This is a genomic window from Bacillus sp. PK5-006 (assembly GCF_054161415.1).
This window is the reverse complement of record NZ_CP096414.1, coordinates 364,721-378,722: the sequence shown is the minus strand read 5'-3', so window position 1 is coordinate 378,722 and position 14,002 is coordinate 364,721. Positions and strand designations below refer to the sequence as shown.

Annotated in this window: 14 protein-coding genes; 2 read left to right on the top strand and 12 right to left on the bottom strand. The window is 42.1% G+C overall.

What is annotated here, in order from left to right; translation table 11 throughout:
* Window positions 1-139 precede the first annotated feature (139 nt).
* Both prmC and prfA read right to left on the bottom strand, forming a co-directional pair.
* Window positions 140-1,024, bottom strand: coding sequence for a peptide chain release factor N(5)-glutamine methyltransferase (gene prmC / locus M1D84_RS01880; protein ID WP_458106388.1), 885 nt, complete (start codon window positions 1,022-1,024; stop codon window positions 140-142).
* Window positions 1,014-2,081 carry a peptide chain release factor 1 gene (gene prfA / locus M1D84_RS01875; RefSeq protein WP_024423741.1) on the bottom strand — a complete coding sequence of 356 codons (1,068 nt, stop codon included), beginning with the start codon at window positions 2,079-2,081 and terminating at the stop codon, window positions 1,014-1,016. Before prfA ends, prmC begins: the two co-directional genes overlap by 11 nt.
* A 210-nt stretch (window positions 2,082-2,291) precedes the next feature.
* Between prfA and racA the strand changes: the two genes are divergently transcribed.
* Window positions 2,292-2,840, top strand: a complete 549-nt coding sequence (racA, locus tag M1D84_RS01870) for a chromosome-anchoring protein RacA (RefSeq protein ID WP_206534259.1) — start codon at window positions 2,292-2,294, stop codon at window positions 2,838-2,840.
* Window positions 2,841-2,875: 35 nt separating this feature from the next.
* Here racA and M1D84_RS01865 read toward each other — a convergent pair whose 3' ends face one another.
* The 10 genes from M1D84_RS01865 to M1D84_RS01820 form a co-directional block, all read right to left on the bottom strand.
* Entirely contained in the window at window positions 2,876-3,832 is a 957-nt protein-coding gene (locus tag M1D84_RS01865) for an AEC family transporter (RefSeq protein WP_081124965.1), read from the bottom strand.
* 90 nt (window positions 3,833-3,922) lie between these two features.
* Window positions 3,923-5,623 (bottom strand): oxaloacetate-decarboxylating malate dehydrogenase, encoded by a 1,701-nt coding sequence (gene malS, locus M1D84_RS01860; protein WP_024423744.1) that lies wholly within the window; start codon window positions 5,621-5,623, stop codon window positions 3,923-3,925.
* Between the two features lie 279 nt (window positions 5,624-5,902).
* Window positions 5,903-6,505 (bottom strand): thymidine kinase, encoded by a 603-nt coding sequence (locus M1D84_RS01855; RefSeq protein WP_024423745.1) that lies wholly within the window; start codon window positions 6,503-6,505, stop codon window positions 5,903-5,905.
* An 87-nt stretch (window positions 6,506-6,592) separates the two neighbouring features.
* Window positions 6,593-6,793 carry a 50S ribosomal protein L31 gene (gene rpmE, locus M1D84_RS01850; protein WP_003215407.1) on the bottom strand — a complete coding sequence of 67 codons (201 nt, stop codon included), beginning with the start codon at window positions 6,791-6,793 and terminating at the stop codon, window positions 6,593-6,595.
* Between the two features lie 132 nt (window positions 6,794-6,925).
* Entirely contained in the window at window positions 6,926-8,209 is a 1,284-nt protein-coding gene (gene rho, locus M1D84_RS01845; protein WP_008354975.1) for a transcription termination factor Rho, read from the bottom strand.
* A gap of 365 nt (window positions 8,210-8,574) precedes the next feature.
* A complete protein-coding gene (glpX, locus tag M1D84_RS01840; protein ID WP_012011567.1) occupies window positions 8,575-9,540 on the bottom strand; it encodes a class II fructose-bisphosphatase in 966 nt (321 codons plus the stop codon).
* Window positions 9,541-9,572: 32 nt separating this feature from the next.
* Entirely contained in the window at window positions 9,573-10,862 is a 1,290-nt protein-coding gene (locus M1D84_RS01835) for a UDP-N-acetylglucosamine 1-carboxyvinyltransferase (RefSeq protein ID WP_024423746.1), read from the bottom strand.
* A 246-nt stretch (window positions 10,863-11,108) separates the two neighbouring features.
* Window positions 11,109-11,747, bottom strand: coding sequence for a fructose-6-phosphate aldolase (gene fsa, locus M1D84_RS01830; RefSeq protein WP_024426351.1), 639 nt, complete (start codon window positions 11,745-11,747; stop codon window positions 11,109-11,111).
* 111 nt (window positions 11,748-11,858) lie between these two features.
* Complete coding sequence (locus M1D84_RS01825) at window positions 11,859-12,716, bottom strand: class II fructose-bisphosphate aldolase (protein ID WP_024423748.1); 858 nt, start codon at window positions 12,714-12,716, stop codon at window positions 11,859-11,861.
* Window positions 12,717-12,894: 178 nt separating this feature from the next.
* A complete protein-coding gene (locus M1D84_RS01820) occupies window positions 12,895-13,269 on the bottom strand; it encodes a response regulator (RefSeq protein ID WP_003214681.1) in 375 nt (124 codons plus the stop codon).
* Between the two features lie 180 nt (window positions 13,270-13,449).
* Here M1D84_RS01820 and M1D84_RS01815 point away from each other — a divergent pair, with 180 nt between their 5' ends.
* A complete protein-coding gene (locus M1D84_RS01815) occupies window positions 13,450-13,980 on the top strand; it encodes a DUF2529 domain-containing protein (RefSeq protein ID WP_149126191.1) in 531 nt (176 codons plus the stop codon).
* The last annotated feature ends 22 nt before the right edge of the window (window positions 13,981-14,002 follow it).

Sequence of the window (14,002 nt, the reverse complement as noted above, 5' to 3'; positions counted from 1 at the left end):
CATACCTTTTGTTCACACCATTCGCTCCTTCAAAACAAATTTATGTAAAAAATCATGATCAGAATGTTCATTCTTCTATATATACGTTTCTCTTTTACCATAAGTTTCATCTTTACATAATAAAATAGTCCGGCTTTCTTCAGCCGGACTTTCCGTTTTGAATGTGTGCGCAAACAGCTCGATCTTTTCCGTTAATATCTTTGACGATACAGACATCCGCTTTAGGAAATGCCTGCTCAAGAAGCGCTGTGACATCTTGACCTTGCATATGTCCAATTTCAAAGACAACAACTGCCTGATCACTCAGCACGCTGGGAAGATCATGAACGAGACGCTGATAAAACCACAAGCCATCACGTCCGTCCGTCAGCGCATTCACCGGCTCATGCTTCGTCACAACCTCAGACAGACTATCCATTTCTTCCGCCGCAATATAAGGTGGATTGGAAATAAATACATCTACTTTAATGCCTTGAGCTATAACCGGTTCAAGCAAATCTCCATGTAAAAAATGAACGTCTGCACCGAGCGCTTGTTGATTCCGTTTTGCTACCGCAAGCGCTTCTTGTGAGATATCAGTCGCTGTGACAGATAGTGATTTTTTTTCAAGAGCCAGCGTAATCGCAATGGCTCCGCTTCCTGTGCCAACGTCAACTGCTTTGAGCGGCTGACCGGGCGGGAAAACGTCACCTACCAAATTGAGCGCCGCCAGAACAACTTCTTCCGTTTCAGGACGAGGAATAAGAACATGCTTGTTCACCTCGAAAGGACGTCCGTAAAAGAATTCAACACCCGTTAAATGCTGAACAGGAACACCCGCCTTATGCTGTGTCACAAATTTGCTGAACAGTTGATCTTGCTCCTCAGGCAGCGCATCATGAAATCGTGCAAGAAGCTCACTTCTGCTCCAGCCGAGCACATGCATCAACAGGAGTTCTGCTGCATTTTGGTCTCTGCCAGCTTCCGTTAACAAAGAAGAAGCCCATTTAAGGGCTTCGAAGATTGTTCGCTCTTTATTTTGCATCTTGAAGCTTTCTTGCTTGGTCTTCCATAATTAGTGCATCAATGACCTCGTCAAGTTTTCCTTCTAAAATTTGATCAAGCTTTTGAATCGTCAATCCGATGCGGTGGTCTGTTACACGGTTTTGCGGGAAGTTGTACGTACGGATACGCTCTGAACGATCCCCTGTTCCAACCGCAGATTTACGTGTTTGATCATATTCAGCCTGTGCTTCACGCTGGAATTTATCATAAATTCTCGCACGAAGTACTTTCATGGCTTTTTCTTTGTTTTTAATTTGTGATTTCTCATCCTGACAGGACACAACAACACCTGTTGGAAGGTGAGTTAATCGAACAGCAGACATGGTCGTATTGACACTTTGTCCGCCAGGTCCGCTTGATGCAAATGTATCCACACGGATATCTTTTTCATGGATATCAATTTCAACTTCCTCAGCTTCAGGTAATACAGCGACTGTCGCAGTAGATGTATGGATCCGTCCGCCTGATTCTGTTTCTGGAACACGCTGCACGCGGTGTGCACCATTTTCAAACTTTAGTTTAGAGTATGCGCCTTTCCCGCTGATCATAAAGATGATCTCTTTATAACCGCCTGTGCCAGTGACACTTGCTTCCATAACTTCCGTTTTCCAGCCTTGCATTTCAGCATAACGGCTGTACATACGGTAAAGATTTCCCGCAAAAAGAGCAGCCTCTTCTCCACCCGCTGCACCACGAACCTCCACAATAACGTTCTTATCGTCATTCGGATCTTTCGGGATCAGCAAGATTTTCAGCTCGTCTTCTAAACGTTCCGTTTCTTCCGTGAGCTCTGAAATTTCTTCTTTGACCATGTCGCGCATCTCGGCATCCAGCTTCTCTTCGAGCATTGCTTTCGCATCATTCAGCTGGTCGTATGCCGCACGATATTGTCTATATACCTCAACAGTTTCTTGAATATCGGATTGTTCTTTCGAATATTCACGAAGCTTCTTAGGGTCGTTCACCACTTCAGGGTCACTTAAATATTCATTTAGCTTTTCATAGCGTTCTTCAATTGATTTTAAACGGTCTAACATGGTCTTCACCTCTGTTTTGTGCGTAACAGTCTAATTATAGTATAGCGGGGTATGACAGTCAAAAAAATTTCCAAAACAATTGAATTCCTGCAATTTTTCGCTAGAAAACACGATCTTTGGCGATTGGTTACTTGTTTTGTCTAACGTGAAGGAACAGGAACTCCTTAAAGAGAATGGTACTTGTAATTGAAAAAAGGGAGGGCATTTGGTTTGAATACAAATGAGGTTGCAAAGGAAATTGGTGTTTCTTCAAAGACGATTCAGCGCTGGGTCAAACAGCTCAACATCCCTGTCGCCCGGAATGAACTTGGACATTATGAATTTCATGATGATATTGTACAGCTGCTCAAAGAGGTCAAACACCAAATGAGTGAAGGTGTGATCCTCCAAGATATTCAACTGCCAATCCATAAGGAAACCGTTCGTCAATCAGCACCTGCTGCCGAAGCTGATGTCTCTATACAGCGGATTGAAGCATTAGAAAAACAAGTGAAAGCGCTCATTCAGCAGCAATTACATGTCACTGATGTAGAAGACCGCCTGCAAGAGCTTGAACGGAAATTGGCTAAAAAGGCAGATGAAGGTGTATCGTATCAGCTGCTTCAGCACCGCAGAGAAATTGAAGACTTATCCACAAAATTTGACCGCCTCGCCGCAGCCTTGAAACAACCGTCACAAGTAGAAGAAAAAAAGGAAATCGCACACCCCGACATCAAAAAAAAGCGTGTACTCTTCCCTCTGTTTCATTCATTTCGCTAAGAAAGGCTGCCTCGTTTGGCAGCCTTTCTACTATATTATACGGTAAGTGCAATAATGATCGGTAATGTGATGAGTGACATGATGGCACTGATCACAAATGCGGATGCAGTTTCCGCCTCTTGTTTTTCAAATCGTGTTGCGATCATTGCTGCAACAGCTGAACCTGGGAAGGCAACAAGTAATACAGCTTTTGTAATTTCATCAGCCGAAAGACCCATAATAACAGCGATAAAATACATAAGTAATGGTTGTACAGCTACTTTTAGCAATGCAATACTGAAGGCTGGCAAGCTTAATTTAATTTTGCGGATACCAACAGTGACACCGACTGCGAATAACGCAACCCCTGATGTGACGCTGCCAATTTCCTCTAACATTTCATGTCCGATTGCAGGAAGTTTAAATCCTAAAAGAACAAGAATGATACTGGCTAACGGTGCAAGTGCAAGCGGCTCTGATAAACCGTGCAAAATTGCTTTTGTCGTCATTTTTAGGAAACTTTCGCCTTCTTTGGCTTTTCCTTTTGTTTTTTCACCGACAGTTGACACAATAATAGCAATTGGATCAAGCAATGCATTTACAACTATTCCGGTAATCGCAATCGGAATTGCAACCTCTTGAGCTCCAAATAAACTGCCCAAGACCGGAATCCCCATAAATGCAAAGGTCGGTTGTGCTGAGTTTAACGAGAAAACAGAAGAATCTGTTAAATCATATTTAAAAGCAAATTTCGTAACTAAAAGGATAATGATATAAAAACCAACGATTCCGAAAATCAATGCAACGAAAAATGGAATTTGACTATAGAATTTATCTTTTGGTGTTGACAGAATACTGGCGATAAAGTGCGCTGGTAAAGCATACTTTGTAACAAGTGTACTTACACCTTTTGCAGATTTAGCGTCATAGCTGCCGAAGTTCCCTGCGAACCAACCCAGCGCGATAACGAAAAAAATCGGTGCTAGGAGGATCAAAATATTTAAAAAGTCCATCTTACTCTTCCTCCTTAAATCCTTTACATGTTTCTTATTTATTGCGGCATTGCTTAGATTACCCGAAGCAATGCCGCGTTACACATTTTATTATGCTCTTACAATTTTTTTATATTCAGGAATCCACATTGCGTCTTTCACAGCTTGTTCGATGTTGTCAGGCGTTTTTCTTGCGACACCATCTTCAATTGCTGCTTTCGCTACTTCAACAGCTACATGAATTGACACTTCTTGCAATTTATCAATACTTGGAAGAAGACCAGCACCTGGTTTCTCATGATCTACCATTTCAGCAATTGCATTCGCAGAAGCAACGAACATGCCTTTTGTGATGATTTTTGATTCTGTTACGATTGAACCAAGACCAAGTCCAGGGAAAACGAACGCATTGTTTGATTGTCCGATTTCATGTTCAATTCCGTTATACTCAACGTTTTCGAACGGGCTTCCTGTTGCAACAAGCGCACGGCCGTCAGTCCATTTGAATAGATCCTCTGGCACAGCTTCAGCAAGCGGTGTTGGGTTAGACATTGGCATGATCACTGGACGCTCTGTATGAGCTGCCATTTCTTTAATGATTTCTTCAGTGAATGCGCCGCCTTGACCTGATGTACCGATAAGGATGGTCGGCTTCACCCTGCGAACAGTTTCAGCAAATGAGATTTGCCCTTTTTCATCGCGTGCCCAACCTTCTACTTCATCAGAAGTACGCAGGTATGGTTTTTGGAAATCAAGCACTTCATCTTCAAATTGATCTGTTAGCAATCCTCTGTAGTCTAATGTCCAGAATGCATTGTTTGCTTCTTCTTCTGTTAGACCTTCAAGAACCATTGTGTCACGCATTTGGTCTGCGATTCCAATACCAGCTGATCCAGCTCCGAAGATGACAACACGGTGATCTTTCAATTGAGTACCAGTTTTCTTGACAGCTGCAAGAACACCCGCTAAAGTAATGGCACCAGTACCTTGAATATCATCGTTGAACGTTAAGATGTTATCATTGTATTTTTTCATGATGTTACGCGCATTTTTGTTTCCAAGGTCTTCCCAGTGAAGCAATGCTTTCGGGAAGAATTTAAGTGCTGCTTTCACATAAGCATCAATGAATTCTTCGTATTTTTCACCTTGTACACGTTTGTGATGGTTCCCGATGTATAATGGATCATTCAATAATTTTTCATTGTTTGTTCCAACATCTAATACAACTGGAATCACGCGGCTAGGATCAATACCTGCTGCAGCCGTGTAAACAGCTAATTTACCGATTGCGATGTTGATACCACCAACACCCCAGTCACCAATTCCAAGAATACTCTCAGAGTCAGTTGCAACGATGAGGTCAATATCTCCAGCAGTTGCGTGCAAGTTTTCAAATGCTTTCTCAATTCCGTCAATGTCGTCAATTGAAAGATAGACACCATGAGGTCTTCTGTATTCATGGCTGTATTCTTGAATCGCTTCACCAACAGTTGGTGTGTATACAACTGGAAGCATTTCACGAAGCTTTTCTGTTAGAAGCTTGTAGAACAATACTTCGTTACGGTTTTGCAAATCACTTAAGTATACGTTTTGACGAAGACGATCCGGCTGAGCTAGAAACTGCTTGTACGCTCTTTCCGCTTGCTGTTCTAAAGTTAGAACCGTTGGAGGAAGTAAGCCTTCTAGTCCAAGCTCTTGTCTTTCTTCTTCAGAGAAAGCAACGCCTTTGTTCAACGTTGGAATCGATAATACATCTTTACCTGTCAAAGTGGTTTCGAGGTACCCTTCTTTTGTTTTCTTCACGTTGTTCATCAAAAACTACCCTCTTTCTAAAATATAAATAAAGTGAACTATTAATCCAAAGAACGATTAAGGAGAAAAATCCTTAATCAAAAAAATTATGACAAGAAATCGAACTTTTCGTTTAAATGCTTTACACTACAGTTAGTCATTTTATGCCTGCTTATGACAAAACGCAAGCGTTGAAAATTAGATAATTTAATCGTAGTGTTATTTAATTTATTTAAGTACAAATGATGGGTGTTCAGCCAAAATCTCGAAAAACGAAACACAGCGGCATTTGCTATTTTTTTATTTGTCAAGTGTTGTACCAACATCAAGTCTTGGTACTTCATGGTGATGTCTGCATCGTGCTTCGTATGATTCCTGCGCACCTACTAAAATAATAGGATCATCATAGGATGCGGGTTTACCGTCGATCAAGCGTTGTGTTCTACTCGCTGGGGAGCCGCATACCGAACAAACTGCTTGAAGTTTTGTTACAAGCTCTGCACATGCCATTAAATGCGGAACAACACCAAATGGCTCTCCTCTGAAGTCTTGATCCAGGCCTGCAACAATGACTCGATAGCCTTGGTCAGCCAATTGAGTGACAATGTCAATGATTGTCTCATCAAAAAATTGCACCTCATCAATGCCAATGACATCGGTTCTTTCTGATATGTGCGTTATTATGTCTTTTGGTGAGGCTACTGCAATCCCATCTAATGATGAACCGTTATGTGACACAACTGAGCTTGTACTATATCGGTTATCAATCGCTGGTTTGAATATTTTTACTTCTTGTTTGGCAAAGGTGGCCCTTTTGGCTCTCCGAATCAATTCTTCCGACTTTCCAGAAAACATACTGCCGCAGATGACTTCAAGCCAACCGCTTTGTTTCATCACATACATAAGGTCTTCTCCCCCGTTTTAAAGTTCCATCAATCCACGTAAAAAAACAGGCAAGAACGGATTCCTGCCTGTTTATTGTATCTATTATTACTTAAGACCGTATTTTTTGTTAAAGCGGTCAACACGTCCATCAGCAGAAGCGAATTTTTGACGGCCTGTATAGAAAGGATGGCACTCAGAGCAAATCTCGATGCGTACCTCTTCTTTTACTGATCCAGTTTCAAACTCATTTCCACAAGCGCATTTGACTGTAGCTTTTTTGTAGTTAGGATGAATTCCTGTTTTCATCTACTGTCATCTCCTTCCGCCCTGAATCCAATTCGGAAACAGAGTTAATATCTCAGAAATAAATTCTGAAACGCACATGATAAAATTATAACAGTGTGAGTCTATGATTGCAAATGTATTTTTTCAGAGAAGCTATCTTCTTGATGCAGACATATTGGCTTGTTTCCATTCTTGCGTTAAAATATCGAAAAATTCTTGGTTTGTCTTTGTTTTTCTCATTTTGCGCATGAACTTCTCAGCGAAGTCAGGTGTATCTGACATCGATTTTCTCATCGCCCATAAACGATCAAGATGCTCTTTTGGCACAAGCAGTTCTTCTTTTCTCGTACCAGAACGGCGAATGTCGATCGCAGGGAAAATTCTTCTTTCGGCCAAAGAACGGTCCAAATGAAGCTCCATGTTCCCAGTTCCTTTAAACTCTTCATAAATTACGTCATCCATACGTGATCCTGTATCAACAAGTGCAGTGGCTAAAATCGTCAAGCTTCCGCCTTCTTCAATGTTACGCGCAGCACCAAAGAAGCGTTTTGGGCGATGGAAAGCCGCAGGATCAATACCGCCTGAAAGCGTTCGGCCGCTTGGCGGAATCACAAGGTTGTATGCACGAGCAAGCCTTGTGATGCTGTCCATTAAGATGATGACATCCTTTTTATGTTCAACAAGACGCATAGCACGCTCTAAGACAAGCTCTGCTACTTTAATGTGGTTTTCCGGTACTTCGTCAAAGGTTGAACTAACAACATCCCCTGCAACAGAACGTTCGATATCTGTTACTTCTTCTGGGCGTTCGTCAATCAAAAGGACAATCAGCTCTGCCTCTGGGTGATTTTCAGAAATGCTGTTGGCAATTTCTTTAAGCAAAATGGTTTTCCCAGCCTTAGGCGGTGCAACGATTAAACCACGCTGTCCAAATCCAACTGGCGCCATCATGTCCATAATTCTAGTAGACAGGTGATTAGGCTGTGTTTCAAGAATCATTTGACGGTCAGGAAATAGCGGTGTGAGTGCAGGAAAGTGAACACGTTCCTTTGCTGATTCTGGGTCGTCCCCATTTACCGCTTCTACATGAAGGAGGCCATAGTAGCGTTCATTCTCTTTTGGAGGTCGTACCTTTCCAGACACTTTATCTCCATTTCGTAAATCAAAGCGTCTGATTTGTGAAGCTGAAATATAAATGTCTTCAGAACTTGGGGAGTAGTTAATCGGTCTTAAGAAACCAAATCCCTCAGACTGAATAATTTCAAGAACCCCTTCCATAAATAAGAGATCCTCTTGCTCAGCGTTCGCCTTTAAGATGGCAAAAATTAATTCTTTTTTTGTTAGTTTGCTGTAATAAGAGATTTTGTATCGTTTTGCTAACTCATACAGCTCTTTTAATTTCATATTTTCCAAAGATGAAATCGATACATCTTTCAATATGGACACCACACTTTTCTAGTCAATGTATTTCTTTACAAATGCATGACCATTGTATTTGATTAGCTTTTAATTCCGTTGTTGTTGGAATGACCTCGCTCTGATGGTAACGCTCCCACTCGTTTTATCGTGAAAGATAGGAACAATGTGAAATAGAGCTTTGTCAACATAGAGAAGGATAATGAGTATATCGTCATGATGCGGCAGTATTTAAACTTGTTGAAGCTTAAAAGAAGTAAATTCGCAGAAAATTTCGCAGCACTCTTTAGTTTTACCTCATTTGCAGAGAATATTCAACTTTTAAAAGAAAATGATATACATTTGACACCTATATGAAAAGCGGGTAATGAATACCCGCTTTCAGATTACGGACGAATGACAAGATTCGGTTTTTTCTTCAAGCTGTGTCTGCCATCTACGAAACGAACCGTACCTGATTTCGCACGCATGACAACACTATGTGTTGTTCCAACAGAGCCTTTGAATTGAACACCTTTAAGTAATTCTCCGTCCGTTACACCTGTCGCTGCAAAAATGGCGTCATCTCCTTTTACGAGATCTTCCATTCTGAGGACTTTCCCAACATCCAGCCCCATTTTCTCACAGCGTCTTAGTTCTTCTTCACTTTGAGGAAGAAGCTTACCATGAATTTCACCACCAAGTGCCTTTAACGCTACAGCAGAAAGGACACCCTCAGGCGCTCCGCCTGAACCAAATAGAATATCAACACCTGTGTGATCAAATGCTGTATTAATGGCTCCTGCAACGTCACCATCGTCGATCAGTTTAATTCTTGCTCCTGCTTCTCTCAGTTCAGCAATAATTTTCTCATGTCGATCTCTGTTTAAAATCGTTGCAACCACATCTTCAATATCTTTGTTTTTTGCTTTTGCAACAGCGCGAAGATTATCAATGACAGGCGCTTCAATGTCGATGCAGCCTACCGCTTCTGGACCTACTGCGATCTTATCCATGTACATATCAGGTGCATTCAGCAGGTTGCCATGATCTGCAACTGCAATGACAGCTAAGGCATTCCAGCCGCCGCTTGCCACAATGTTTGTTCCTTCTAATGGATCAACAGCGACATCCACGCGAGGTCCATATCCGTTCCCAAGCTTTTCCCCAATATAAAGCATTGGTGCTTCGTCCATTTCTCCTTCGCCAATGACCACTGTTCCCTTCATCGGAATGGTGTCAAATACATCACGCATTGCACTTGTTGCAGCATCATCCGCTTCGTCTTTTAATCCTCTTCCCATCCAACGGGCAGATTTTAATGCAGCTGCTTCTGTCACCCGTACTAGTTCCATCGATAAACTTCTTTCCATTTTTGTCCAAATCTCCTCTCACAGTCAAAGCCTTATGAATTTTGAAGTTCTTCTATTTCTTGGTCATTCAGCTTTTCACGCCAGATGGTTGCACCCAAGCCTTCAAGCTTCTTCTCAAGCAAACTATATCCTCTGTCTATATGTTCAAGCCCTGTGATTTCGGTCACACCGTCTGCCATTAACCCTGCGACAACAAGACAAGCGCCTGCACGCAGATCACTTGCTTTGACCTTTGCTCCTTGGAGCTGTGTTTGTCCGGTAATAATAGCAGATCTTCCTTCAACCTTCATGTTTGCACCCATTCGACGCAATTCGTCAATGTGCTTAAAGCGGGCTGAGTAGATCGTATCTGTGACCACACTCGTGCCTTTTGCTTTTGTTAACAGCGCCGTCATCGGCTGCTGAAGGTCAGTCGGAAAGCCCGGATACACAAGGGTTTTGATATCTACAGGCTTGAGTCCTTCGTTTCTGCCAACGATCAGCATCTGATCGTTGCTCGTTTCAATGGTGAACCCCATTTCTCTAAGTTTCGCCGTAATTGATTCTAAATGAGTTGGGATCACATTATCAAGTACAACTTCATCTCCCATCGCTGCACCAGCTATTAAAAATGTTCCTGCTTCGATGCGGTCAGGGATGATTGAATGCTTACAGCCATGAAGAGATTCTACACCTTCGATTCGAATGACATCGGTACCCGCACCTTTGATTTTGGCTCCCATGCTTGCAAGCAGTGTCGCTACATCAATAATTTCGGGTTCCTTTGCAGCATTTTCAATCACCGTTTTTCCTTCAGCCAGTACGGCTGCCAGCATGATGTTGATCGTCGCACCTACACTGACAACATCAAGATAAATCCGGGCTCCGACTAATTTTTCAGCGCGCAAATAAATCGCACCCTGCTCGTTTGTCACCTCGGCTCCAAGTGCTTCAAAGCCTTTGATATGCTGATCGATCGGCCTAGGTCCTAAGTGGCATCCTCCTGGCAGTCCGATGACAGCCTGCTTAAATCTGCCCAGCATGGCGCCCATTAAATAATAGGATGCACGCAGTTTCTTCACTTTTCCATTAGGAAGCGGCATACTGATCATGGAAACAGGATTCACAACCATTTCACCTTTTTCAAAAGTGACCTTTCCGCCAATTTCTTCTAACAGATCCCGTAATGTGTCGATATCTGATATATGCGGAAGGCCTTCAATGGTTACTGGAGAATCAGCAAGAATCGTGGCAGGAATCAGTGCCACAGCACTATTTTTCGCACCACTAATATGTACGGTCCCGCGCAAGGGATCACCGCCGGCAATGTTTAACTTTTCCATATTTGTCTCCCTTCTTAAAGAAGATCACTGTTGGAGTTATACTGTTTGTGGATGTCGCGCTTTAAAAGGTCTTGTCCAAAATTTAGCCAATATCAAGAGAAAGAATACAGGTTAAACGAAATTTGTCGGAAGAAAAATAATCGAAGCTTTGCGAGGCTGTGATGTTCTCTTCTTTGCACAAAACATTTCTTAGCGTTTATAAGGAAAACTGCGGCAAACGAGAGACGTCCCGCCTGCCACAATCATTTATTTATTCCAGTCTGCTAAAAATTGCTCAATGCCTGCATCCGTTAATGGGTGTTTCGTCAGCTGCTTGATGACTTTCAGCGGCATTGTGCCGATATGAGCACCTCTAAGCGCAGCTTCTGTCACATGCTGCGGATGACGAATAGATGCAGCAATGATTTGTGTATCTAATCCATGAACATCAAAAATAGTTTTCACTTCGCTGATGAGATCAAGACCATTTTGGCCAATGTCATCTAAGCGGCCAAGGAATGGAGAAACATACGTCGCACCAGCTCTAGCTGCAAGAAGTGCCTGGTTTGCACTAAAAATCAATGTGACGTTTGTTTTAATTCCAAGGTCTGTTAATGCTTTGACAGCTTTAAGGCCATCTGTAGTCATTGGAATTTTGACCGTGATATTCGGTGCGATGGCAGCTAGCTCTTTTCCTTCTTCAATCATTTCCTCTGCTTTTAAGGAAATCACTTCTGCACTGACAGAACCTGATACCACGTCAGTGATTTCGCGAAGGCGGTCGTGGAATGAGACGTCCTTTTCTTTCGCTACTAAACTAGGGTTTGTTGTGACGCCTGCTAAAATGCCAAGCTCGTGCGCCTCTTTGATGTCTTCAATATTCGCTGTATCTACGAAAAATAACATAACTGTGCCACTCTCCTATCAATAAATTGTCTGAAATGTAAATTTGATTGCGCTTTCTCAAGATATGGAGAAAACCGCCTGTGACTCAGGCGGCTTTCGGTTCTCATCAAATTATGCTTGGTTAGAAGAACCAAATTCGCGCATTTTGCCGATAACAGTCGCTTTAATTGCGTCACGAGCTGGTCCAAGATATTTACGTGGATCATACTCTTCTGTTTTTGCAGCAAGTGTTTCGCGTACTGCTTTCGCAGAAGCAATTTGGTTTTCAGTGTTTACATTGATTTTTGCTGTACCAAGTGAAATTGCACGCTTGATGTCAGCAGTTGGGATACCTGTTCCGCCGTGAAGAACAAGTGGAAGACCAGTTGTTTTACCAATTTCTTCCATTTCAGCGAAACCAAGGTTTGGTTCACCTTTGTATGGACCATGTACTGAACCTAATGCAGGTGCAAGGCAGTCAATACCAGTGCGTTCTACAAGCTCTTGGCACTCTTTTGGATCAGCATAAATAACGCCTTCAGCGATGACGTCATCTTCTTGCCCACCAACAGTTCCAAGTTCAGCTTCTACAGACACACCATGGAAATGTGCAAGTTCAACGACTTTCGCAGTTGTTTCCACATTCTCATCGAATGGATGGTGAGAAGCATCGATCATGACAGAAGTAAATCCTGCATGAATCGCTTTTGCACAAGATTCAAAGCTTGAACCGTGATCTAAATGAATCGCAACAGGAACTGTTACATTATATTCTTCGATTAACGCTTTAACCATTGCGACAACTGTTTTGAAGCCGCCCATGTAGCGTCCTGCTCCTTCAGATACTCCTAAGATAACAGGAGATTTCTCTTCTTCAGCAGCTTGTAAAATCGCTTGCGTGAATTCTAAGTTATTTAAGTTAAACTGTCCAACAGCGTAACCTTTTTCCTTTGCGTCTTTCAACATTTCTGTCATTGAAACTAAAGGCATGATGAAAAATCCTCCCTATGTAGCTAATTTGCTTGCTAAAAAAAGCTCTCCACCCTAGCATGACCAGAATTTCTCGCCATATGTAAACTTTCAAAGTCAGATCGCTTTCTTCTTCTTTTCTAGAATACCAATTATTCGACAAATCGGCAACAGAATGACTCGATTCAATCATTTCCATCTAGCCATTTGTTTCAAGCGGCAGGTATTCTTTAACAGCATCTCGGATTTCATCAATATCAAAAGGCTTAGCGAAGTGCGTCAATGCACCGAGTTCTTTGGACTCTTGGATCATATCTAATTCTCCATAGGCTGTCATAATGATGACACGAATGTCTTCATCAATTAATTTCATTCGTTTTAAAATTTCGATACCATCCATTCCGGGAATTTTCATATCAAGCAGGACAAGGTTCGGTCTATGGTTTTTCACAATATCTAATGCCTGAAGTCCATTGGCAGCTTGAAAGGTTTGATAGCCTTCTTTATGAAACACTTCATTCAATAATATTCTAATACCGTACTGATCATCGACAATTAAAATTTTCTCATTCATCTGTTACACCCCATTGCTTTCATTTTTCGCCATAAAAAGAGCTGTTGTTAAATAATTCTGTTTGATTTTCACATTTCCTTTAATTATAATAGTTTACTTTACGACATTTTCTGAGCATTTTTCCTAATATTCTCTTTATATTCTATTATAAAATGATCTGACCGAAGGAGGAAATGAGTCTTGTTAAAAATTTTTACGACCCAGTTATCAGGTATTTTTTCACGTATTGGAGAAAAGCAGGGTGAAGCGATTGAGGACGGTGCACGCCTTCTTGCACAGGCTGTGGTCAGTGGACATGCCGTTTATTTTCATGGAAAGAATGAACTGGCTGCTGTCGCCCTAGAGGCATCTGAAAGCAAGGAGCCATTTCCCGGTGCGAAGGTACTGCCCCTCGATCAAAAGGAGCGCAGCTTACTTCATCCAAGTGACAGGGTGCTGCTATTTTATTCAGACCCAGAAGATCCAGAAATTCAATCTCTTGTCAAAGAACTGCACGAACAAGGGACGCCCGTTGTTGGTGTAGGACCGGCACAAAAGGAGCCGTCCACGATTGAAGAGTATTGTGATGTCCACATTGATTTCCAGCTCAAGAAACCGCTTGTGCCCGCTGAAGATGGGACAAGGTTTGGTTATCCTGCTTTAATGACCTGCTTATACGTCTACCACGCTCTATCGTTTACTGTGAAGGAAATCGTTGAGGAATATGAATAAAAAAACTGCCGAGAAGTGATAT

What these genes read in the sequence shown, in the direction of transcription:
- rpmE (WP_003215407.1), bottom strand. Translation starts at nt 6,793, where the DNA reads ATGAAAACAGGAATTCATCCTAACTACAAAAAAGCTACAGTCAAATGC.
- prfA (WP_024423741.1), bottom strand. Translation starts at nt 2,081, where the DNA reads ATGTTAGACCGTTTAAAATCAATTGAAGAACGCTATGAAAAGCTAAAT.
- M1D84_RS01865 (WP_081124965.1), bottom strand. Translation starts at nt 3,832, where the DNA reads ATGGACTTTTTAAATATTTTGATCCTCCTAGCACCGATTTTTTTCGTT.
- M1D84_RS01820 (WP_003214681.1), bottom strand. Translation starts at nt 13,269, where the DNA reads ATGAATGAGAAAATTTTAATTGTCGATGATCAGTACGGTATTAGAATA.
- malS (WP_024423744.1), bottom strand. Translation starts at nt 5,623, where the DNA reads ATGAACAACGTGAAGAAAACAAAAGAAGGGTACCTCGAAACCACTTTG.
- prmC (WP_458106388.1), bottom strand. Translation starts at nt 1,024, where the DNA reads ATGCAAAATAAAGAGCGAACAATCTTCGAAGCCCTTAAATGGGCTTCT.
- glpX (WP_012011567.1), bottom strand. Translation starts at nt 9,540, where the DNA reads ATGGAAAGAAGTTTATCGATGGAACTAGTACGGGTGACAGAAGCAGCT.
- M1D84_RS01855 (WP_024423745.1), bottom strand. Translation starts at nt 6,505, where the DNA reads ATGTATGTGATGAAACAAAGCGGTTGGCTTGAAGTCATCTGCGGCAGT.
- M1D84_RS01825 (WP_024423748.1), bottom strand. Translation starts at nt 12,716, where the DNA reads ATGCCTTTAGTTTCAATGACAGAAATGTTGAAAGACGCAAAGGAAAAA.
- M1D84_RS01835 (WP_024423746.1), bottom strand. Translation starts at nt 10,862, where the DNA reads ATGGAAAAGTTAAACATTGCCGGCGGTGATCCCTTGCGCGGGACCGTA.
- fsa (WP_024426351.1), bottom strand. Translation starts at nt 11,747, where the DNA reads ATGTTATTTTTCGTAGATACAGCGAATATTGAAGACATCAAAGAGGCG.